This is a genomic window from Campylobacter hyointestinalis subsp. hyointestinalis, assembly GCF_013372145.1.
Taxonomy (GTDB): Bacteria; Campylobacterota; Campylobacteria; order Campylobacterales; family Campylobacteraceae; genus Campylobacter; species Campylobacter hyointestinalis.
The window spans coordinates 1,456,284-1,479,116 of record NZ_CP053827.1 but is presented as its reverse complement, the minus strand read 5'-3'; the positions used below and the strand labels follow the sequence as shown (position 1 = coordinate 1,479,116).

The 22,833-nt window shown below is 35.2% G+C and carries 23 protein-coding genes; 19 read left to right on the top strand and 4 right to left on the bottom strand.

Annotated features, from left to right (window positions below):
* Positions 1-96: 96 nt before the first annotated feature.
* From CHHT_RS07595 to CHHT_RS07580, 4 genes are all read right to left on the bottom strand, one after another.
* Positions 97-465, bottom strand: coding sequence for a type II secretion system protein (locus CHHT_RS07595; protein WP_051663719.1), 369 nt, complete (start codon positions 463-465; stop codon positions 97-99).
* A 133-nt stretch (positions 466-598) separates the two neighbouring features.
* Complete coding sequence (locus tag CHHT_RS09300) at positions 599-1,099, bottom strand: type II secretion system protein (RefSeq protein WP_074898789.1); 501 nt, start codon at positions 1,097-1,099, stop codon at positions 599-601.
* Between the two features lie 181 nt (positions 1,100-1,280).
* Positions 1,281-2,561, bottom strand: coding sequence for a dihydroorotase (locus CHHT_RS07585; RefSeq protein WP_034962041.1), 1,281 nt, complete (start codon positions 2,559-2,561; stop codon positions 1,281-1,283).
* A gap of 3 nt (positions 2,562-2,564) precedes the next feature.
* Positions 2,565-3,497 carry an aspartate carbamoyltransferase catalytic subunit gene (locus tag CHHT_RS07580; protein ID WP_034962043.1) on the bottom strand — a complete coding sequence of 311 codons (933 nt, stop codon included), beginning with the start codon at positions 3,495-3,497 and terminating at the stop codon, positions 2,565-2,567.
* A gap of 124 nt (positions 3,498-3,621) precedes the next feature.
* On the opposite strand from CHHT_RS07580, the gene CHHT_RS07575 reads away from it, so the two are divergent.
* The 19 genes from CHHT_RS07575 to CHHT_RS07485 all read left to right on the top strand — a co-directional run bounded on the left by CHHT_RS07575 (position 3,622) and on the right by CHHT_RS07485 (position 22,831).
* Positions 3,622-4,551: a ribose-phosphate pyrophosphokinase gene (locus CHHT_RS07575; protein ID WP_034962045.1), complete on the top strand. Its 930-nt coding sequence runs from the start codon at positions 3,622-3,624 to the stop codon at positions 4,549-4,551.
* Positions 4,552-4,810: 259 nt separating this feature from the next.
* Complete coding sequence (locus CHHT_RS07570; RefSeq protein ID WP_034962048.1) at positions 4,811-6,841, top strand: HsdM family class I SAM-dependent methyltransferase; 2,031 nt, start codon at positions 4,811-4,813, stop codon at positions 6,839-6,841.
* A complete protein-coding gene (locus CHHT_RS07565) occupies positions 6,831-7,928 on the top strand; it encodes a restriction endonuclease subunit S (protein ID WP_074898790.1) in 1,098 nt (365 codons plus the stop codon). The genes CHHT_RS07570 and CHHT_RS07565 overlap by 11 nt, the downstream gene beginning before the upstream one ends.
* Before the next feature lie 117 nt (positions 7,929-8,045).
* Positions 8,046-9,836, top strand: coding sequence for a translation elongation factor 4 (gene lepA / locus CHHT_RS07560; RefSeq protein ID WP_034962050.1), 1,791 nt, complete (start codon positions 8,046-8,048; stop codon positions 9,834-9,836).
* Positions 9,837-9,865: 29 nt separating this feature from the next.
* Positions 9,866-10,075 carry a 2-hydroxymuconate tautomerase family protein gene (locus tag CHHT_RS07555; protein ID WP_034962053.1) on the top strand — a complete coding sequence of 70 codons (210 nt, stop codon included), beginning with the start codon at positions 9,866-9,868 and terminating at the stop codon, positions 10,073-10,075.
* A 2-nt stretch (positions 10,076-10,077) separates the two neighbouring features.
* A complete protein-coding gene (locus tag CHHT_RS07550) occupies positions 10,078-10,746 on the top strand; it encodes a membrane protein (RefSeq protein WP_034962057.1) in 669 nt (222 codons plus the stop codon).
* A 9-nt stretch (positions 10,747-10,755) separates the two neighbouring features.
* Entirely contained in the window at positions 10,756-11,301 is a 546-nt protein-coding gene (locus CHHT_RS07545) for a YajG family lipoprotein (RefSeq protein ID WP_034962059.1), read from the top strand.
* A complete protein-coding gene (locus CHHT_RS07540) occupies positions 11,301-11,870 on the top strand; it encodes a ComF family protein (protein ID WP_034962062.1) in 570 nt (189 codons plus the stop codon). The genes CHHT_RS07545 and CHHT_RS07540 overlap by 1 nt, the downstream gene beginning before the upstream one ends.
* 9 nt (positions 11,871-11,879) lie before the next feature.
* Positions 11,880-13,154, top strand: coding sequence for a DUF4910 domain-containing protein (locus CHHT_RS07535; protein ID WP_034962064.1), 1,275 nt, complete (start codon positions 11,880-11,882; stop codon positions 13,152-13,154).
* Entirely contained in the window at positions 13,151-14,635 is a 1,485-nt protein-coding gene (locus tag CHHT_RS07530; protein ID WP_034962066.1) for an amino acid adenylation domain-containing protein, read from the top strand. The genes CHHT_RS07535 and CHHT_RS07530 overlap by 4 nt, the downstream gene beginning before the upstream one ends.
* Positions 14,622-15,362: a GNAT family N-acetyltransferase gene (locus CHHT_RS07525; protein WP_034962068.1), complete on the top strand. Its 741-nt coding sequence runs from the start codon at positions 14,622-14,624 to the stop codon at positions 15,360-15,362. The genes CHHT_RS07530 and CHHT_RS07525 overlap by 14 nt, the downstream gene beginning before the upstream one ends.
* A gap of 41 nt (positions 15,363-15,403) precedes the next feature.
* A complete protein-coding gene (locus tag CHHT_RS07520; protein ID WP_034962070.1) occupies positions 15,404-15,628 on the top strand; it encodes a phosphopantetheine-binding protein in 225 nt (74 codons plus the stop codon).
* Positions 15,625-16,407 (top strand): AAC(3) family N-acetyltransferase, encoded by a 783-nt coding sequence (locus CHHT_RS07515; protein ID WP_034962072.1) that lies wholly within the window; start codon positions 15,625-15,627, stop codon positions 16,405-16,407. Before CHHT_RS07520 ends, CHHT_RS07515 begins: the two co-directional genes overlap by 4 nt.
* Positions 16,408-16,500: 93 nt before the next feature.
* Entirely contained in the window at positions 16,501-19,092 is a 2,592-nt protein-coding gene (gene gyrA, locus CHHT_RS07510; protein WP_034962074.1) for a DNA gyrase subunit A, read from the top strand.
* A 47-nt stretch (positions 19,093-19,139) separates the two neighbouring features.
* On the top strand, positions 19,140-19,625 hold the full coding sequence (locus CHHT_RS07505) for an LPP20 family lipoprotein (RefSeq protein WP_034962076.1): 486 nt from the start codon (positions 19,140-19,142) through the stop codon (positions 19,623-19,625).
* Positions 19,601-19,996: a hypothetical protein gene (locus tag CHHT_RS07500; RefSeq protein ID WP_034962079.1), complete on the top strand. Its 396-nt coding sequence runs from the start codon at positions 19,601-19,603 to the stop codon at positions 19,994-19,996. Before CHHT_RS07505 ends, CHHT_RS07500 begins: the two co-directional genes overlap by 25 nt.
* A gap of 6 nt (positions 19,997-20,002) precedes the next feature.
* Complete coding sequence (locus CHHT_RS07495; protein ID WP_034962081.1) at positions 20,003-21,142, top strand: sigma-54-dependent transcriptional regulator; 1,140 nt, start codon at positions 20,003-20,005, stop codon at positions 21,140-21,142.
* A gap of 61 nt (positions 21,143-21,203) precedes the next feature.
* A complete protein-coding gene (locus tag CHHT_RS07490; protein ID WP_034962083.1) occupies positions 21,204-22,238 on the top strand; it encodes an aspartate-semialdehyde dehydrogenase in 1,035 nt (344 codons plus the stop codon).
* 83 nt (positions 22,239-22,321) lie between these two features.
* Positions 22,322-22,831: a YqhA family protein gene (locus tag CHHT_RS07485; RefSeq protein ID WP_034962086.1), complete on the top strand. Its 510-nt coding sequence runs from the start codon at positions 22,322-22,324 to the stop codon at positions 22,829-22,831.
* Positions 22,832-22,833: the final 2 nt, after the last annotated feature.

Here is a 22,833-nt window from a genome sequence, read left to right as displayed (position 1 = left end):
CCATAGAAACACCATTATTTCCGTATGATATCCATTTTTTAACTGCTTCTAGATTTCTAAAAACTTTGTAAAAAGAGCTATTATTGCTAGATGCTTCTACGTGAATATTGCTCTTGAGGCTTTATTTGTGCCTTGTGCGTTTTGATTGTTTGTAGGCCAAAGATTCACGCATCCTACCCACTCTTCTTTAGTTGGATCTTTTTCATTTTTCTCAGATGATAGTTTGTATTGTGGAGACATTGTTTTTACAGCTTCTTGCCAGCTTGAGTCTTTATGGTCTAGAAGTTTGCCATTAGCTATATAGTATGTTTTTAGCTGCATTAAGACATCTTTTAGGGTTCCTGCTTGACTAGTAGCTTTTGCATCTGTTGCTGTTAAGGCTAGTTTTGGAACTGCAAGACTTGCTAGGATACCTATTATAACTATAACAAATACAAGTTCTATCATAGTAAATGCTTTTTTCATATATCGTCCTTATTTTGTATATTTTATACAAAATTTGGCTCCATAATATTATAGTGTTTAGATAGTAAAAAATGGGGATAAATAATGTATAAAATTAAGCCCCTCCCCATAAAGGGAGAGACTTTTATTGTTATTAATTAGTTTGTTCTTTAAATATACTAGAGCCGCCTACTTGGATACCATCTGTTAGTTTGCTCCAGTCTTTGACAGCTTGAGTTCCTCTTACAGCTGAACAAAATGATGAAGTACCATTATCTTTCTTTTCTATTTTGATATTTGCTCCTTTTGTTGCATCGCCATTTGACGGAGTGATTTTTATACAATCAGTCCATTTGTTTCCTGTTCTTCCAAGGACTTCTACTATAGTAGGGGAAATATCCTTAATTTTATCTTTATTTACAGTAGTAACATCTGCTCCATTTATTTTGTCTGTACCATTACCATTATCTGGAAATGAACCATTTACTATATAGTAAGTAGTGAGTTGATTGATAGCGTCTTTGATCTCTACTGCTGCTTTTGCTGCTTCAGCGTCATCTTTTGTAGCTGCTAGTTTTGGCACTGCAAGGCTCGCCAAAATACCTAAAATAACGATAACGAACACAAGTTCGATCATTGTAAAACCTTTTTTCATCGTTTCTCCTTAAGAAAATTTGCTTTATATACTTTTATATAAAGTTATAAATAATATTAGCAGTTATAAACTTAGAAAAATTTAAATTTTTACAAATTTAAATTAGATATTTTGCAAAAAAATTTGATTAAAATGGAGAAATTTACGCCAAATTTAAATCGGCGTAAATTCTAAATGAAATTTAGGCTATTACGTTTGGAAAGTCAAATACGACTTTGCCTGATTTGATAGTCAAAGCGCAAGCGCCTTTTAGCTTTTTGCCAAGCAATGGAGAGTTTTTTGACTTTGATTTGTTTAAATTCTCATCATAAACGTACTCTAAATTCGGATCAATGATAGCGATATCGGCTAAAAATCCCTCTTCAATCCTACCTTTGTTTTTTAAATTTAGTATTTTTGCAGGGTTGAAGCTAGTGAGTTTTACCATTTGTTCGTAGTCTATGACGCCCTGGCGAACTAAATTTAAAGTAAGTGGAATGAGCGTTTGAAGCCCTAAGATCCCAAATGGTGCTTTATCGAATTCCAAAAATTTCTCATCTGTGCTATGTGGAGCGTGGTCTGTGCAGATGACATCTATAAGCCCGTTTTTAAGCCCATTTCTCATAGCTTCTACGTCGCCATTTGTACGAAGAGGTGGAGACATTTTGAAATTTGTATCGTAGTTTATAAGCTCATCTTCGCTAAAGGTAAAATGGTGCGGTGTGACTTCACAAGTGATGTTAATCCCATCTTTTTTAGCTTGTTCGATGAGTTTTAGAGAGTACGCGCTACTTACGTGAGCGACGTGTATATGACCGCCTGTTAGTTTTGCTAAAAGCATATCTCGTGAGATCATTATCTCTTCTTGTTCTCTTGGCATACCTTTTATACCTAAAAGCATAGACATTTTACCCTCATTCATATGGCCACCACGACAAAGCGAGCAGTCTTGAGAGTGGTTTATGATAAAACTTTTGTGAAATGCTGAGTATTCAAGAGCGGCTCTCATAACATCGCTTGAGCTAACAGGAAGTCCATCATCGCTAAACGCGACGCAACCAGCTTCACTCATATCGCCCATCTCGGTTATACCTTTGCCTCCCATACCTTTTGTTATAGCTCCTATAGGAAGCAGGTCTATGAGACCTCGTTTTTTAGCTTTGGCTATCATATCGCGAGTGATGACGGCGTTGTCATTTACGGGATTTGTATTTGCCATAGGACAAGCTGTGGTTACGCCACCAGCGACCGCGCTCATACTTCCTGTTATGATATCGTCTTTATACTCAAGCCCTGGATCTCTAAAATGTACGTGCATATCGATGAGTCCTGGCATAATGAGTTTGTCTGTGGCGTCTATGACTAGATCAGCTTTTGGTTCGTCCACGGTTATGGATTTGATCATCTCGCCGTCTATCAAAACGTTTGCTTTTAGTGTGCCGTTTTGATTTATGATAGTTCCGTTTTTTATAAGTGTTGTCATAGTTTAAGCCTTAAATTTATTTTGATAGAGCGTTTTTAAAACAGCCATTCTGATAGCCACGCCGTTTTCTACTTGGTCAAGTATGCTTGAAAATCTAGCGTCGTCAGCCACGTCCGAGTTTAGCTCAACGCCTCTGTTTATAGGTCCTGGGTGCAAGATGATAACGTCATCTTTAGCTACTTGCATACGTGATTTAGTAAGCCCAAAATACCTGCTATACTCTCTAACGCTTGGAAATGCTACTTCGCCATCACTTCTTTCGAGCTGAATTCTAAGCATAATGATAGCGTCGCTTCCCCTAACTGCCTCATCCATATCTTTGCAAATTTCACAACCAAAAATTTCAGCATTTTGCAAAAACTGCGGTGGTCCAAAAAGTTTTACTTTTATACCTAAAGTCTGCATAGCGTATATGTTTGAGCGGGCAACTCTTGAGTGAAATATGTCGCCTATTATAGTGACTGTGAGATTTTCAAAGCTACCTTTTGCTTCATATATGGTAAGCAAGTCAAGCAAGGCTTGAGTCGGATGCTCGTTGCAGCCATCGCCTGCATTTACCACACACGATGGAGTGTTTTTAGATACGAACTTTGCTGCACCAGAGCTATAGTGGCGAACGATGAAGACGTCTGCTTTCATAGCTTCTATATTGTGAATGGTGTCGATGAGAGTTTCGCCTTTGTTTGTGCTAGAAGTGCTAGAGCTAAAGTTTATCGCATCTGCTCCTAGTCTTTTTGCAGCTATCTCGAAGCTGGTTCTTGTGCGAGTCGAGTTTTCGAAAAACGTATTTACTACAGTAACGCCTTTTAAGATCGGATCTTTTTTTACTTTTTCCAAATTTAGAGCTTTGTAGTGTTTGGCTAAATTTAAAAAAGAAAATATATCTTCTTTACTCAGGTCTTTTGTAGAAATCAAGTCTTTTTTTGTGTAGGTCATAGTTTGCCCTTGCGTGAATAGATTTTGAATTTTACAAAAAAATAGCTTAATATTTAAATTTAATCGTTGTTAATTTAAGCATTTTTGAGTTAAAATTGCGATAAATATTTTGCGAAGGTATATGATGCGAGGTTATAAGATTTTTTCTGGAACGGCGAATATCGAGTTTTCGAAAATGGTTGCCAAATATTTAGGAATTCCTCTGAGCGAGGCTAGTATAAAGCGTTTTAGCGACGGTGAGATAAGCGTACAAGTAGGCGAGAGCGTGCGTGGTAAAGACGTGTTTGTCATACAGCCGACTTGTGCTCCGGCTAATATAAATTTGATGGAGCTTCTTATACTAACTGACGCTTTAAAAAGAAGCAGTGCAAGCTCGATAACTGCTGTGGTGCCGTATTTTGGATATGCAAGGCAAGATAGAAAAGCAGCTCCAAGAGTGCCAATAACTGCAAAATTAGTTGCTAATATGATGCAAACTGCAGGCATAGACCGAGTTGTGACAATGGATCTTCACGCCGGACAAATTCAAGGATTTTTTGATATACCAGTCGATAATCTATACGGAACTATGGTATTTACAGACTACGTAAAGAGCAAAAACTTGCCAAATCCTATCGTCGCTAGTCCTGATGTAGGCGGTGTGGCACGTGCAAGGGCTCTAGCAAAAACTATGAATTTAGATATGGTTATAGTAGACAAACGCCGTGAAAAAGCAAACGAAAGTGAAGTCATGAATGTCATCGGCGATGTAAATGGCAAAGACGTGATCTTGATCGATGATATGATAGATACTGCTGGAACTATCGTAAAAGCTGCTGAGATATTTAAGAAAAAAGGCGCAACTAGCGTTATGGCGTTTTGTACTCATCCAGTTTTGTCCGGACCTGCGTATGAAAGACTATCTACTGGGGCATTAGACGAACTAGTCGTAACTGACACTATACCTTTAAAAGAGCAAAATGAACATATAAAAGTGATAAGCGTAGCACCGCTTTTTGGAGAGGTGATAAGACGTGTATATCACGATGAAAGCGTCAATAGCCTATTTAGCTAAACTTAATCTTTTTGCGATAAATCAATGAGTTTTCATCGCTTAGCAGACTTTTTGTTTGGCGTAGGCTTGAAAATATAGCAACATTGATTTATCATTAAAAAATATTTAAATTTATATGTTACAGATTTTTTATACTATTATGTATGCTTCATTTTTAAGAGTTTAAATTTTATAAAAGCTATCTAAATTTATCAAAGATTTTTATCTTGCTTTTTAAATTTTTTTACTATAATCTGCAATCAAATTTAAAAGGCATAAAATGGCAAAAAGTATAGAAGAAAAAATCGAAGACCACGCAAAAGCTGAGCTTAAAAAGCTAAATTTAACATACTACACAAAAACTGAAATCATAAATGAAAGCATTGATGAAGCTTTAAATAAAGCCCCAAGCAAAAAAGGTGGCGATGGCGTAAATCGCCCAGATATTAAGCTTTTTATCCAGACAGCAACGCTCAAAAATCTACCTGTAATGATAGAAGTCAAAGGTACAAAAGGCGACCTTGCAAAATTTGACGATGATGGAAATATCGCAAACCAAAACGCAAAAAACGAGCCAAATTACTCAAATATAAGCAAATACGCACTAAATGGCGCTATTCATTACGCAGATGCCGTAACTTTTTATAGCGATTTTGCAGATTGTATCGCTATTGGTATAAATGGCTATGAAAATTCGGGTAAAATCACCATAGAATACGCCGTTTATCTCGTCTCAAACCCTAAAATTTACAAAAAGCTTGGCGATTTTAGCGATTTAAGCTTTTTAGCAAGTAGCGATTTAGATGATCTTATCAAAAACTGCGAACTCTCGCAAGAAGAGATCGAAGCCAAAACTGCCCAGATAGAAAACGAAATGGAAGTTCGCCTTAAAAATTTAAATGAGACCATACACCACACTTACGGCGTTGCTGTTCAATATAGAGTAGAAATAGTAGTTGGTATAATCATGGCAAATTTAGGCATTGCTAATCACATTTCACCACTTGCCTTAAATGACTTAAAAGGCGAAAATACCCCAAATTCAAACGATGGCAAAATTATTCTTAACAAAATTAGCGACTACCTAGAACACAAAAATCTAAACTCAGCTAAAAAAGATATGATTTTACGCGAACTTACAAAAGTTTTTATAGATACAAATTTATGGAAAAGCCAAAACGGCCAAAGCAGATTAAAGCAAATTTATAAAATCGTACTTGAAAATGTAATGCCATATCTTAAAAACAACAAATACCATTTAGATTTTACCGGTCAGCTTTTCAATGTCTTAAACCGCTATGTAGATATCCCAGATGGCGAGAAAAACGATGTTGTCCTAACTCCACGCTATGTAACCGATCTCATGGCAAAACTTTGCGAAGTAAATAAAGATAGCTTTGTTTGGGACTATGCGATGGGAAGTGGTGGATTTTTGATTTCATCTTTGAAATTAATGTTAGCCGATGCGAAAAATAGCATAAATTCAAGCAGTGAGCTTGAAGATAAGCTTTTTCATATCAAGTCTAAACAGCTTTTAGGTGTCGAGCTTCGCCCTGATATTTGTCTTCTTGCGATTTTAAATATGATTTTAATGGGCGATGGCTCAGCAAATGTGATAAATACAGATAGTTTGATGAACTACGAAGGGAATTACCAAGACCAATCCACCCCATTCCCAGCAAATGTATTTTTGCTAAATCCGCCTTATTCAGCAGACGGAAAAGGCTTTAACTTTGTAGAAAAAGCCCTAAGCAAAATGAAAAGTGGAAAAGCAGCCGTCTTGATACAAGAAAACGCAGGAAGCGCAAACGGCTTGCCATATACAAAAGAAATTTTAAAACACTCAACACTAAAAGCAAGTATAAAAATGAGCGATATTTTCTGCGGAAAAGCTGGAGTTCAGACTGCTATTTATCTTTTTGAAGTAGGCAGACCACACAATGAAAAATCCATAGTAAAATTTATTGATTTTAGTAATGACGGCTACTCTCGCCAAAACCGCAAAAAAAGCGGTCTAAATGTAAATTTAAAAGACGCTGACAACGCCGAATTAAGATACGCCGAAATCGTAGATATAGTCTTAGACCGCAAAAAATCAAGCGATTTTTATAACGAAGCTAATGGCACTTTGATTTTAGATACGATTAGCTTAAATGGCAAGGATTGGACATTTGCACAGCATAAAAAGATTGATACAACGCCTACTTTAAACGACTTTAAAAAATGCGTAAGCGACTATCTAGCTTGGGAAGTAGCTCAAATCATAAAAAATGAAACAACACAAAATTTAAACCAAAAGGATTTACTTTAGCAAAGAGCTAGAAAAAATAAAGTGGAGTGAGTTTAGGATTGGGGATTTGTTTGAGATTAAAAATACTTTTAGTTTTAATAAAGAAAAATTAACTAATGGTGACGAATACGACTATGTTACAAGGACTTCATTAAATCAAGGAATTTTACAATCAACTGGCTTTGTAAATAAAAGAAATTTAAATGAAGCAGGTGTGTGGAGTTTGGGGCTTCTACAAATGGACTTTTTTTATAGAAAAAGGCAGTGGTATGCTGGGCAATTCGTAAGAAAAATTATCCCAAAAATAAAACTAACTCAAAATTCTGTTTTATTTTTTACTACGCTTTTAAATTGTCAAAAGAAAATTTTACTTTCTGTTCTAGTTAGAGATGTAGATAAAACCTTTAACAATTTAAAAATTCAATTACCTATCACAGCTAACGGCGAAATCGATTTTGAATTCATAGAGAGTTTTATAGCGGAGCTGGAAGCGGAGCGTATGCGTGAGCTAGAAGCGTATTTGAAAGCCGCAGACTTGGCAGATACCACGCTTAGTGCTGATGAGCAAAACGCTTTAAACACTTTGAATTCAAAAATTTGGCAAGAGTTTAAATTTAAAGATATATTTAACAATATCAAACAAGGCAGAAGAGTTAAAAAAGATGACCAAATAGATGGCGATATACCTTTTATAATGTCTGGCATAACAAATACAGGTTTTGTAAAAAATATTTCTAATCCTATTGAAATTTATCCTAAAAATTCAATAACAATAGACATTTTTGGTAATACTTTTTATAGAAATTATGTTTATGGTGCTGGTGATGATACAGGTATTTACTGGAACGATATGAAAGATTATTCAAAGCTTGTAATGTTATTTTTTGCTACTTCTATGGCTAAATCTGTTTATGGAAAATTTGATTTTGGTAAAAAATTAAGAAGCTCTCAAAGTTTAGATTTTACAATGAAACTACCCATAACCACTAACGGCGAGATAGATTTTGATTTTATGGAGAGTTTTATCAGTGGGGTGCAAAAGACCAGCATAAAAGGTGTGATAGAGCTAAAAGATAAAATTATAGAGCAGACTAAAAAAGCAATCTAAATTTAAACGCTTTTTGAAAGCTTTTTAAATGGCGTTTTAAATCATAAATTTAATTAATTTTTGCAAAAATTAACAGAAAATTCTATATAATACCGCTACGTTAATTTTAGGAATTTTATGAATAACATACGAAATTTTAGCATTATAGCGCATATCGACCACGGTAAAAGCACATTAGCAGATCGCATTATCAGTGAATGCGGAGCGGTAGAAGCTAGAGTGATGAGCGCTCAAGTCATGGATACTATGGATATAGAAAAAGAGCGTGGCATCACTATAAAAGCTCAAAGTGTAAGGCTAACTTATAAGCTTGATGGGCAAATTTATATATTAAATTTGATAGATACTCCAGGACACGTGGATTTTAGCTATGAAGTTTCACGCTCACTAGCAAGCTGCGAGGGGGCTTTACTTGTCGTAGATGCATCTCAAGGCGTAGAAGCTCAGACTATAGCAAATGTTTATATCGCGCTTGAAAATAACCTTGAGATAATTCCAGTTATAAACAAAATAGACCTCCCAGCAGCCGAACCGCAAAGAGTTAAAGACGAGATAGAGCATATCATCGGGCTTGATTGCAGTGAGGCTATAGAGGTGAGTGCAAAAACAGGAGTTGGTATAAAAGAGCTGATAGAAACTATAATCCGCAAAATACCACCGCCAAAATATGATGAAGATAAGCCGTTTAAATCTCTCATTTACGATAGCTGGTTTGATAATTATTTAGGAGCTTTGGCTCTTGTGAGAGTTTATGATGGCGTGGTAAAAAAAGGCGATGAGGTTTATGTCATGGGAACGGATAAAAAGCATACTGTTTTAGATCTAATGTACCCAAATCCGATAGCGCCTATAAAAACAAATGAGCTAAAAACAGGCGAAGTCGGCATCATAGTTTTAGGTCTTAAAAACGTAAGCGATGTAAGTGTTGGTGATACGATAACTTTAGCTAAAAATAGAGCTTTGGAGGCAATAGGGGGATTTGAGAAAGCAAAACCATTTGTTTTTGCCGGACTTTATCCTATAGATACGGATAAATTTGAAGATCTAAGAGACGCTTTAGATAAACTTAAGCTAAATGATAGCTCTATAAGCTATGAGCCTGAGACTTCAGCAGCTCTAGGCTTTGGCTTTCGCGTGGGATTTTTAGGTTTGCTTCATATGGAAGTGGTAAAAGAGAGACTTGAGCGTGAGTTTGGGCTAGATCTGATAGCTACTGCTCCGACTGTGACTTATGAAGTCGTGCAGACTGATGGCGTTAGCGTAGAAATTCAAAATCCTAGCGAACTACCACCAGTAAATAAAATAGAGTTTATAAAAGAGCCTTACGTAAAGGCTACTATAATCACACCGACTGAGTTTTTAGGCAATATCATCACTTTGCTTAATAGCCGCCGCGGGGTTCAAACCAAGATGGATTATATCACCACTACAAGAGTTTTGCTTGAGTATGATATACCGATGAACGAGATAGTTATGGATTTTTATGATAAACTCAAAAGCGCGACAAAAGGCTACGCTAGCTTTGACTATGAACCAAGTGATTATAGAGTTGGAAATTTGGTTAAACTCGATATAAAAGTAGCAGGCGAAACTGTCGATGCTCTTTCTATCATAGTACCTGAAGAAAAAGCGATGAGTAAGGGTAGGGACTTTGTAAAAACTATGAAAGAGTTAGTTCCAAGACAGCTTTTTGAAGTTGCTATACAAGCGAGCATCGGAAATAAGGTTATAGCTAGAGAAACGGTAAAATCTATGGGTAAAAACGTGACCGCAAAGTGTTATGGCGGCGATATAACTCGTAAAAGAAAACTTCTTGAAAAACAAAAAGAAGGTAAAAAACGTATGAAAGCTATAGGTAAGGTAACGCTTCCACAAGAGGCGTTTTTAAGTGTTTTAAAGATAGACTAAAATAGAACGAAATTTGCTTAAGGAAAAATATGCCATACGTAAATATAAAAGTTACAAAAGAAAACGGTGAGCCGACAATAGCTCAAAAAGAAGAGCTCATAAAAGGCGTGACTGAGCTATTGCACAATGTTTTAGGTAGAAATAGAGCAAGCACAGTCGTGATCATAGATGAGATAGAAACTGAGAATTACGGTCTTGGCGGTGAGAGTATAAGAGTAAAAAGACAGATGAAAGGATAAAAATGAAAGGTTTATTATTTACGCTAGCTTTTGCTATATTTTTTATAGGATGTTCTAGCAAGAATTTAGATCTGTATTCAGACACTAGCGCTAAAAGGTCGTTTGAAACTATAATGAAGATAAAAGTCGCTTGTCAGCCGTGCAATAAATCAAACTATGAAACTACGATAAACGGTAAATATTACAAAAGCGATGTTGCCATAAACTGTTGTCCAAATATGCGCAAGATAGACACAAGTGCAGGACTTACAAAGGTTTATCTACATAGAGTTTCAGATCTAAGAGAAAACCAAAAGGCTATATTTGTAAATGGCTCAAAAGAAGCTTATGACTTAAATAAGAGGATAGATTCTTTGTTTTATTTATCTCTAAAAGAGGAGCTAAAAAATAGAGGAATTGTGCTAGTAGATGATCAAACTTCGCCTTATACTTTGAGAGTTGATTTTGATTTTACAGGTTTTAAAGGCGTATATAATCCTAAATATGAGAATTTAAATTCAAAATTATACGGAATTCTCAACATAAAAAATATCAACTATACTAGACATATCAAAATTTCTACAACTCAAAGCGTAAGAGGTTTAAGTGGTACTGGTGATTTTGGTATATATATGGATCTTCTTGTAAAACAAGCAGCAAACAAAGCAGCTGAAGAAATAAGTAAATTTTAAGGATCTATGATGAAAAGATTATTGTCTATTGTGAGTTTTTGTATATTTATGGTCGGATGTTCTAGCTCGAACTCAGTTCTTTCACTATCACCGTATCAAGCAAAAGGCGTAGGAAGTAGCGCTAATAGCATCGTCATAAATTCCATAGTCGACAAGAGAAAAAACCAGAGCGTTGTAGCTACTATAAGTGACAAGCAAGGAACAGTTAGCGAGTACGTTACTATGGGGACAAATCTTACAAAATGGTTTGGTGACGCACTTATAGCCGAGCTTACAAAAAGCGGAGTTAAATTTGGCGGCGAAGATCCTAAGATCGTAGATATAACTATAACAGAGCTAAAAGCGAATTTGAGCGGTTATTCAAGAGATAATCTCAAAGGAAATTGTGAAGTTTATATCAAAATTTATAAAGACGGAGTTACTACGACAAAGCGTATAGCTCAGCCTCAGACAGAATTTGCTCCTATCTTGACAGGCGGCGCTTTTGAGCCATTTATCCAAAGCTTGTTAAATGATATGGTTGTTCGCACTGCCAAGGCGATAGCCGCAAACTGATGCGATGCTTAAAATGTGGCTCATTTACGTTTAAATTTATATGTAAAAACTGCAAGATGGTTTTGAGTGAATTTGAAAGCAGAGCTAGGGATATTGATGGCTTTAAAGTGTATAGCTTTTATAAATATGATGATATAAGATCTCTTATCTACTCTAAACATCAGATGCACGGACATTTTGTATTTCGTGAGCTAGCAAAGCTAAGTTTTTCTAAATTTGCTGATACTTTTAAATTTAAAAGTGTAGTAAATATCATCGCTCTTGATGATCAAATTAGTAGTGGATACTCTCATACTGCAGTTCTTGCTCACTCTATGAAAAGCGAATCTTTAAAGCCGATATATGGTGCATTAAGAGCTACAAACAAAGTAAAATACCAAGGAAAAACTCTTGAATTTAGAAAAAACAATCCACGAAATTTTAAACTTTTAAAAGAAATTAGCAATCCAATAATTTTAGTAGATGATATCATAACGACTGGATCTAGTATGAAAGAAGCTAAAAATTTACTTCTTAGTTGTGGTAAGTTGCCACTTTTTGGACTAGTTTTAGCTGATGCTAGAGAATAAAGGATAAAAATGTATGAACTTGCAAAAAAGCTATTTACCATTCCAAGAAGTATAACAGGAGAAGGTTTTAGGCGTAGTCTAGATATCTTAAATTCAGCTGTTGGGGGGGGGGTTGAGCGTTTTAGCGTAAAAAGTGGCAGCAAATGTTTTGACTGGGTAGTTCCTGCTGAATGGATAGTAAGGGACGCTTATATCATCACCCCAAGCGGTGAAAAAATCTGCGAATTTAAAAAACACAACCTACATCTTTTAAATTACTCAACCGCTATAAATCAAGCCATTAGTCTTGATGAGCTGCAAGCTCACTTGTATTCGCTTCCAAACTTGCCAGGTGCAATTCCATATGTTACTAGTTATTATGAAAAAAGGTGGGGATTTTGTATCAGCCATAATCAAAGAAAAACTTTAAAAGATGGCATTTATAAGGTTTTTATAGATACTGAGTTTAAAAGTGATGGCGAGCTAAATTATGGCGAATATTTCATTTCTGCAACAAAACAGACTAGCGATGAGATTTTGATTAGCACATATCTTTGTCATCCGCAAATGGCAAACAACGAGCTAAGCGGACCTGTTGTGATGAGTGAGCTCATAAAATGGGTGCGAACGCTAGAAAATAGACGTTTTAATTATCGTTTTATCATAGTTCCTGAGACTATCGGATCGATCTGTTATATCAGTAAAAATTATGAAGCCTTAAAACAAAATGTAAAGGCTGGATTTGTGCTTAGTTGTATAGGTGATGAGAGAGCTTATAGTGTGATTTTAAGTCCTGATGAAGACACTTTAAGCGATAAAGCCGCACTTCATACGATTAAATTTCTTAGTAAAAACCCAAAAATTTACTCATTTTTATACCGTGGAAGTGATGAAAGACAATTTAATACGCCTAATTTAAATTTAGGTATCGTGACACTTTGCAAGAGTAGGTTTGGCGAATATAAAGAGTATCATACAAGCTTGGATGATATGAGTTTAGTTACTAAAAAGGGACTTGAAGATGGACTAAACTATGCTAAAAATATGATCTTAAATTTAGAAATAAACAAAATCTACCGCCTAAACACGACTTGCGAACCAAATCTTGGCTCAAGAGGAATAATAAGCACCATAAATACCAAAGGTATCCACAAAAGTACTATGATAATTCGTGATTTTTTAGCGTATTGCAACGGCAAAAGAAGCGTCATAGACATAGCCGATAAGCTTAGCGTAGAAGCAAAAAATCTAAAAGATGTCATAGAAAATTTACTTAAATTTGAGCTCATTAAGGAAGCCAGATGATAAGAAATATTTGTGACTTTTTAGATATTTCGGTTGCAAAAAATCCATTTAAAAAAGCATTTGTCTTTGGCGATGAGAGTATGACTTATGCTGAATTTGATGAGATTACGGATAGACTAGCTAGTGAAATTTTAAGGCTAAATTTAAATAAAGATGCTGTTTTAATCATCTTGCCAAAGTGCATTTTGACTTTAGTTTCATTTTTTGGCGTGGCAAAAAGTGGGAATTTCTATACTTTGCTAGATACTCAAACGCCACAAGAGCGTATAGAACAAGTTGTTAAAATTCTAAAACCAAAGGTTATTATTACGCAAAAGGATTTTAAATTTGATTTTGTGAATGCTAAAAAGATATTTTGTGAGGATTTTGGTAAATTTGACGTAGATAAAAGTACGCTAAAAGAGGCTAGAAATGCTCATATAGATACAAATTTACTCTATGTATTTTTTACTAGCGGAAGCACTGGCGTGCCAAAAGGTGTAAGCATAAGCCATAAAAGCGTGATCGATTATACTTTTTGGGTTTGTGAGACTTTTGAGCTAAGCTCAAGCGAAATTTTGGCAAATCAAGCGCCGTTTTATTTTGATAACTCTATTTTGGATATTTTTTCTTGCGTTAAAGTTGGCGCTACTTTGCATATCTTGCCGACTTCTATTTTTGCTTTTCCAAATAAAGTGTTAGATTATTTAGAAAAACACGGCGTTAGTTTGATTTTTTGGGTGCCTTCAGTGCTTACGTATTTTGCAAACGTAAATGCACTTGCTAATTTTAGGCTTTTAAGTCTCAAAAAAGTACTATTTTGCGGAGAGATAATGCCTAATAAACAGCTAAATATCTGGCGAAAAGCTCTTCCACACGCTCTTTTTGCAAATCTTTATGGGCCTACTGAGATAACTGATGTTTGTGCTTTTTACATTTGTGATAGGAGTTTTAGTGATGATGAGCCACTTCCTATAGGAAAGGCTTGTCAAAATACCGAACTTTTGGTTTTTGATGATGAACTAAATTTGATAAAAGAGCCGTTTGTTAGGGGCGAACTTTATGTTAGAGGGACGAGCCTTAGCCTAGGATACTTTGCAAATAGCCAAAAAACAAAAGAAGCTTTTATCCAAAATCCACTGCATAATAATTATCAAGATATCCTTTATAAAACAGGCGATATAGTGGCTTTTAACGATCTTGGAGAGTTGATTTGCTATGGAAGGATCGATAATCAAATAAAACTTATGGGGCATAGGATAGAGCTTGGCGAGATCGAAACTGCAACTAATTCTCATAAAAAAGTTTTAAACTCAGTTTGTATATTTAAAAATAGCGAAATAATATGCTTTTACGAGGCGAAAAATGAGATAAATTTAAAAACTTATCTTTTAGAGAAACTACCTAATTATATGGTGCCAAAAAAGTTTATTTTAGTAGATAAATTTGTGCTAAATCAAAATGGCAAAATTGATCGAAAGGTGCTTTATGGACTTGTATAATGAGTTTTTAAGCTATTTTTATAACGGCGGATTTAAGTTTAGCAATAGCACGTTTAGCATAGATAGCATCAAAAATAAATTAGACCAAAATCAAATTTATTTAAAGCAGAGTGCAGATAACTTTTTTCTAACCCAAAACGATTTTATCACATATTTTATAAATGATATAGCAAAATTTGATATGCAAGGAAGCTATATAAAAATTATACGTAAAACGCCTATTTGTGAGCTTGAAAATAGATTTTTGAGTATTAATAAATTTAGTATTTTTGATAGATATATCGGTATGAGTTTAAAAAATAGCGGTTTTGGTTTTCAAAGTTATGATGAGGTTAAAAAAGCTTTGCTTGATGATATGGGTGAGATTTATGATTTTTTTATAAATTATTTTGATAAAAACTATCTTTTTATAAGCAAAACTGAACTTAAAAATAGAATACAACAAGGTCAAGTACTCATCATAAAACAAGATAAGAAAATAGTAGGCGCTTTGGTATATTTTTTAAATTTAAACTCGGCTCATTTGGATTTTATGGCAGTTAGCAATGAATTTAGAAAAAGTGGAATCGGGCGTAAGCTGATGAGCTGTTTTTTGGGATTAAACGCTTGGCATTTTAAACTATTTGTAAGAGATACGAATATAAAAGCTATAGAATTTTATAAAAAATTCGGGTTTGAGTTTAACGATATACAAATTTTATTTTATAAGAGGAAAAATAAAATTTAAAAACATATTTGTCAAAAATTAAATATTATAAAGGAGTAAAAATGAATAAGATCAAAGAGCTTTTTAACCAAATAGGTAGAGATGATGTAAATGAGAGTATGGGCGAGCTTTTAAGCAGCGGAATTATCGATAGTATGGATATAATGGCTCTTGTTGCGGCGATAGAAAAAGCGTATAAAAAACCATTGCGTGCAGAGTTCATAACAAATGAGAGTTTTGAGAGTTTTGCTAGTTTAAAAGATATGATAGATAAAGCGATGAGATGAAAGCTATCTTAGAAGCAAATGGAAAGCTTGTTAAAAAAAGCGATTTTTTAGATGCTTTAGAGCAAATCGGTATAAAAAGTGGTGATGCTGTTTGCGTTCATACCGAGCTTTTTACTCTTGGCAAACCACTTTTACCAAAAGATGAGTTTTTGAGAGTTTTATTGGAGTGTTTTTATGAAGTTATAGGTAAAAATGGAACGCTCATTATGCCTACATTTACATATAGTTTTTGTAAAAATAAAATTTATGATAAGCTAAACTCAAGAAGCACTATGGGCGTTTTGACTGAGTTTTTCAGACATCAAAATGGTGTTGTTCGCACAAATGATCCGATTTTTTCTTTTGCAATTAATGGAGCTAATAAAGATGCTTTTTTAAGCGATACGAAAAGTTGTTTTGGTAAAAACTCAGTCTATGACGTGCTTAAAAAAATGGAAGGCAAAATAGTTCTCTTGGGTAATCAAAAACTCGGATATACATTTACTCATTACATCGAAGAGCAAGCAGAAGTAAGCTATAGATATTTTAAGGAGTTTAGCGGAAAAATAGTGGATGAAAACGGCAAAATATCTAGTAAGAGCATATTATATTTTGTGAGAGATATTAAAAAAAGAAGTATTTTAGCCGTAGAAAAACAAGTATCAATACTCAAATCTACATATAACTTCCATACCTCGTCTATCGGAGGTTCAACCATAACTTTGATAAAGGCAGATAAATATTTTAAAGACACAATAAGTGCATTAAGAAAAGATGAACAAATACTACTAAAAATGTAGCGGCAAATTTGATTTTGAGATTTGCAGATGGCTATTTAGCAAGTTTTTATTAAATTTAAGATACAATCCTTGTAGTTATTTTCAAGGATAAAAATGGAAGAAAATATTTTTAATACAAATCAAGATATCGATGTTATAGATGTCGAAGATTCAATAAAAACTAGCTACTTAGACTATTCGATGAGTGTTATCATAGGTCGTGCTTTGCCAGATGCAAGGGATGGTTTAAAGCCTGTGCATCGTCGCATACTTTATGCTATGAACGATCTTGGCGTGGGAAGTCGTAGCCCGTACAAAAAGTCTGCTCGTATCGTTGGAGATGTTATCGGTAAGTATCACCCACACGGCGATACTGCCGTATATGACGCGCTAGTTAGAATGGCTCAGAGCTTTTCTATGAGAGTTCCTGCAGTTGATGGACAGGGAAACTTTGGCTCAGTCGACGGGGATGGCGCGGCTGCTATGCGTTATACAGAAGCTAGAATGACAGTTTTGGCTGAAGAGCTTTTAAGAGATCTAGATAAAGATACTGTTGATTTTATCCCAAACTATGATGATAGCTTAAGTGAGCCTGATGTTTTACCTGCACGCGTACCGAATTTGCTACTAAATGGTAGTAGTGGTATCGCAGTAGGTATGGCTACAAATATCCCTCCACATAGCCTTGATGAATTAATAGATGGTTTGCTTGTTCTTTTAGATGATAAAGATGCCTCTTTAGATCAGATCATGACTCATATAAAAGGGCCTGATTTTCCAACAGGCGGAATAATATTTGGTAAAAAAGGTATTTTAGAGGCTTATAAAACAGGTCGTGGGCGTATAAAACTAAGAGCCAAAACTCACATAGAAAAAAAACCAAACAAAGACGTGATCGTAGTCGATGAGCTCCCATATCAAGTAAATAAAGCCAAACTTCACTCAGACATAGCAGATCTTGTAAAAGATAAAGTGATCGATGGGATTAGTGAGATCAGAGATGAGAGCGATAGGGATGGAATTCGTCTAGTCATCGAGCTAAAACGTGACGCGATGAGCGAGATTGTGCTAAATAATCTTTTTAAATCCACTCAAATGGAAGTAACTTTTGGCGTCATAATGCTTGCTATAAACAACAAAGAGCCAAAAGTATTTTCTCTTATGGAGCTTTTAAGATTATTTTTAAATCATAGAAAAACCGTCATAATTAGACGTACTATATTTGAACTTCAAAAGGCGCGTGCAAGAGCTCATATACTAGAAGGGCTAAAAATAGCGCTTGATAACATAGATGCGGTTATCAATCTGATAAAAACTAGTGCAGATACAAACTCTGCAAGAGATGGTTTGATGGCTAAATTTGGACTTTCAGAGTTACAAAGTAACGCTATACTCGATATGAGGCTCAGCAAACTCACTGGACTTGAAAGAGAAAAATTAGAAGCAGAGCTAAAAGAGATTTTAGAACTTATAGAAAAACTAGATGCGATACTAAAAAGTGAAACTTTGATAGAAAATATCATAAGAGAAGAGCTTTTAGAGATCAAATCTAAATTTAAATGCCCTCGCATCACTGAGATAGTCGATGATTATGATGATATCGATATAGAAGATCTTATACCAAATGAAAATATGGTAGTTACCATAACTCACCGCGGATACATAAAACGCGTTCCTAGCAAGAGCTATGAAAAGCAAAAACGAGGTGGAAAAGGCAAAGTAGCTGTGACTACTTATGAAGATGATTTTATCGAGAGTTTCTTTACTTGTATGAGCCATGATACGCTTATGTTTGTAACAGATCGCGGACAGCTTTACTGGCTCAAAGTCTATAAAATACCAGAAGGTAGCCGCACTGCAAAAGGCAAAGCGGTGGTAAATTTGATCCAGCTTCAAGCAGATGAAAAGATAAAGGCTATCATTCCTACTACAGATTTTGATGAGAGCAAATCTTTAGCATTCTTTACTAAAAATGGTATAGTAAAACGTACAAATTTAAGCGAGTTCAAAAATATCCGTTCAATCGGCGTAAAAGCTATAAATTTAGATGAAGATGATGAGCTTGTTACAGTTCTTATCGCAAATAGCGAACCGGGCGAATTCTACGAAACAAGGGCTGAAGGCGTAGAAGATGATGAAAACAGTCTTGAAGTGCTAAATGATGAGATAGAAGAAGATGATGACAACTCTGGTAAGATGCTGTTTATCGTGACTAAAAAAGGTATGTGTATCAAATTCGCTCTTCATAAAGTAAGACAGATAGGAAGAGTTAGTCGAGGTGTCACCGGCATAAGATTTAAAGAAGCGGGCGATGAAGTCGTAGGAGCCGTAGTCATAGAAAATGACTCTCAAGAGATATTAAGCGTAAGCCAAAAAGGTATCGGTAAACGTACGACTGCTGATGAATACCGTTTGCAAAGTCGTGGTGGTAAAGGTGTCATTTGTATGAAGCTAACTCCAAAAACAAAAGAGTTAGTAGGTGTCGTGATGGTCGATGAAGAGATGGATCTTATGGCGCTAACATCAAGCGGCAAGATGATAAGAGTCGATATGCAAAGTATAAGAAAAGCTGGACGTAATACAAGCGGCGTAATAGTCGTAAATGTAGAAGGTGATGAAGTCGTCAGCATAGCAAGATGTCCTAAAGAAGAGTCTGATGATGAGATTTTAGAAAGTGAAATAATAGAAGAAAGCAATTTGGAATAAATTTTGCTTAGAATAGATAAATTAATTTAAATTTAAGGTAGAAAAGTATGAAACCGTTAGTATTTTTACTAGTTATGGCAGGTATTTTTGCAGGTTGTGTTGGATCTAGCTCAAGTCCGGAAAATCAAGAAGTAGTGATCCAAAAAGTAGATAAAGATGACCTAAGAAATATCATCAAAGAAGATAAGATGCTAGCCGATATGGAAATAGCCCCAGAAGCTATATTTTCAGTAATTGGAGAAGGAATTCCTCCTATGGATACAGTTAGCCCAGCTCAAGCTAAGGCCTTGGCAAAAAGAGCTGCTATGGTCGATGGTTATAGACAGCTCGCCAGCAAACTTTTTGGCGTTAAGGTAAATGGTAAAGAAACAGTAAAAGATGCGATGCTAAAAAGTTCCGTAATAGAAGCTAGAGTAAATGGTCTTATAAAAAACGCTGCTGTTATAAATCAGGATTTCAAAGACGGTCTTTACCGTGTTGAAATGGAACTAAAACTAGATAAAGACAAGTGGCAAGAGCTTTTTGCTTATTAATAGCGCTTTGTGTATTTGTATTTGGTGGTGAGGAGTTCATCTTTTGGGCAAAATACTCATCATCAAATAATCTTATAAAATCCCAAAACATAGCTATATCAAAAGCTATGGTTTTAAGCCCCGCGCATAGAAGAACTTTTTTATGCGAGATAGATTCGTTTAAATTTGAAAACGAATCCACACTCTCATTTTTAAAACGAAATCAAGAAAAACTTTTTGAATGTTTTGCTAGCAGCGATATTTTATTAAATGATACTGTTAAATTGAATATGAACCGTATGTATTCACATACTAGTGTGACACTTTTGCCTATAAGATTTATAGTGGATTTTAAGCCCTTAGGCGCTATAATAAGCAAAATAAATAGGTAAAAAAAGATGAATATCGTAATAGTTGAAGATGATATAAATATGAGAAAATCCTTAGAGATAGCTCTTGGGGATTATGACGAGTTTAATGTAAAAGCCTATAAAAGCGCTCTTGAAGCTTTAAAAAAGCTTGATGATAATGTTGATATTATAGTGACTGATATAAATATGCCAGGACTCGACGGCCTTGAGTTTATAAAAGAGCTTGGTGGTAAATTTGATGTCATCATTATGACTGGAAATGCTACTTTGAGTCGTGCTATAGAAAGCGTACGACTTGGCGTAAAAGATTTTCTTACAAAACCATTTGACGTTGAAACGCTGGTAACTGCTATCAAAAGGACTAAGGTTTTAAGCCAAAAACAAAAAGTCAAAAAAGAGCACGTAGATGATGAAAGCAGTTTTATAGGAAATTCACCAAATCTCCAAAAAGTCTTAGATATCGCAGCTAAAGCTGCAAGAACTGATGTAAGCGTTATGATTATGGGCGAGAGCGGTGTGGGTAAAGAGCTTTTTGCAAATTTTATACATAAAAACTCGAAACGAAAAAACGAGCCATTTATGGCTATAAATATGGCAGCAATCCCTGAAAATTTGCTTGAAAGTGAGCTTTACGGCTATGAAAAAGGTGCATTTACTGACGCGACTTCAACCAAAAAAGGGCTTTTTGAGCTGGCAAATGGTGGCACTCTGTTTTTAGACGAAATCGGCGAGATGCCTATAAATTTACAACCAAAATTATTACGAGCTTTGCAAGAGAGGGAGATCGTGCGAGTAGGAGCTAGCAAGCCTATCAAGATAGATGTTCGCATCGTTTGTGCAACCAACGCAAATTTACAAGATAAGATAAAAAATGGCGAGTTTAGAGAAGATCTATTTTATAGACTAAATACAGTCCCGCTTTTAGTGCCACCGCTTCGTGAGCGAAGAGACGAGATACTAAGCATCGCGCTTTTTGCTCTCAAAAAAGCTTGCGATGAGTACTCTCTTGGAGAAAAGAGTTTTGATGAGGAAGCTTTAAACGAGCTTAAAAACTATGATTATCCAGGCAATATCAGAGAGCTTATCAGCATAGTCGAACGCGCCGCTATACTAAGTGATGGGTTAGAGATCTCAAAAGATGATTTGTTTATATACTCAAAAAAATAGCCTTAAATTTAAGTTAAATTTAGATAGAATAAGCCATTAAATTTGCATTAAGGTAGAATTAATGAGAAAATATAAAATAGCCGTAGTCGGCGCTACAGGCGCAGTCGGCGAAGAGATCTTTAGGGTTTTAGACGAGATGAATTTCCCAGTTAGTAGCATTTTGCCTCTAGCAAGCAGCAGAAGTGCTGGAGAAAGTATCGAATTTATGGGACAAAACTATACTATTCTTGAGCTAACAGATAGCGTTTTTGAAGAACATGAGATAGATATCGCATTTTTTAGTGCAGGTGGAAGTATTTCAGCTCATTTTGCTCCTTTGGCGGCTGCTAGCGGAGCTGTCGTCATAGACAATACCAGCCATTTTAGAATGGATCCAGATGTCCCTTTGGTAGTTCCTGAGTGTAATCCTGAGGATATAACTAAGTGGAATGTAAAAGGCATCATAGCAAATCCAAACTGTTCAACCATACAAATGGTTCAAGTGCTAAAACCCCTTGATGATACATTTGGTATAAAAAGAGTAGATGTGAGTACATATCAAGCTACTAGTGGTGCTGGTAAAAAAGGTATGGAAGAGCTAGTCTATCAAATGCAAAAGTTTTTTGAGTTTAAACTAGACGAGTGCGAACCAAAAGCATTTAAACATCAAATCGCGCTAAATGTTATACCTCATATTGATGTGTTTTTAGACAACGACTATACAAAAGAAGAGATGAAAATGGTCAATGAAACACAAAAAATATTACATAGAAATATGGAAGTAAGCGCTACTTGCGTTCGTGTTCCTGTTCTTAGAAGTCATAGTGAGAGTATAACTATACATTTTGAAAAAGACGTAAATGTAGCTAAAGCAGTAGAGGTTTTAAAAAATGCGCCAAGCGTAGTAGTTCAAGACGATCCTGCGCACGATCTATATCCTATGCCGATATTTGCTAGTGATACCAATGAAACATATGTTGGACGTATCAGAAAAGATAACTATCAAGATAATATTTTACATCTTTGGTGCGTGGCTGATCAAATAAGAGTAGGAGCAGCTACAAATGCAGTAAGAATCGCACAAAAATGGTGCGAACTACAAGAAGCTGGGGTTTAAGCCCTAGCTTCTTGCCGCTTGTCTTAAAAAATATTTAATTTATTTTTATACAATGCTATACTAAAAAATATATGAGGATTTTAATGCTGGAAAAAATTTTTGAAAAATTACTTTGGAATTCAAGATTTGTAACGATCTTACCAGTCGTCTTTGGGCTTATCGGCTCATTTGTTATGTTTATGGTAGCAAGCTATGATATCATCAAAGTTATGCTTCAAGCATGGCAATACCTAGTTTTAGGCGATCATAGCATAGATTTGCACAGTGATGCCGTAGGGCTTATCATAGGGGCGATTGATCTTTATCTTATGGCTTTGGTGTTTTTTATATTTAGTTTTGGAATTTATGAGCTTTTTATCAGTGAGATAGATGGCATAAAAAATACAAGACAAGCTAGAGTTTTGGAAGTCCATAGTTTAGATCAGCTAAAAGATAAAATAGGTAAAGTTATCGTTATGGTTTTGGTTGTAAATTTTTTTCAAAGAGTATTGCACGCTAAATTTACTACTCCGCTTGAGATGGCGTATCTGGCAGTTTCTATACTGGCACTTTGCTTGGGATTATATTTTTTACATAAAAGTTCAACTCATTAAGG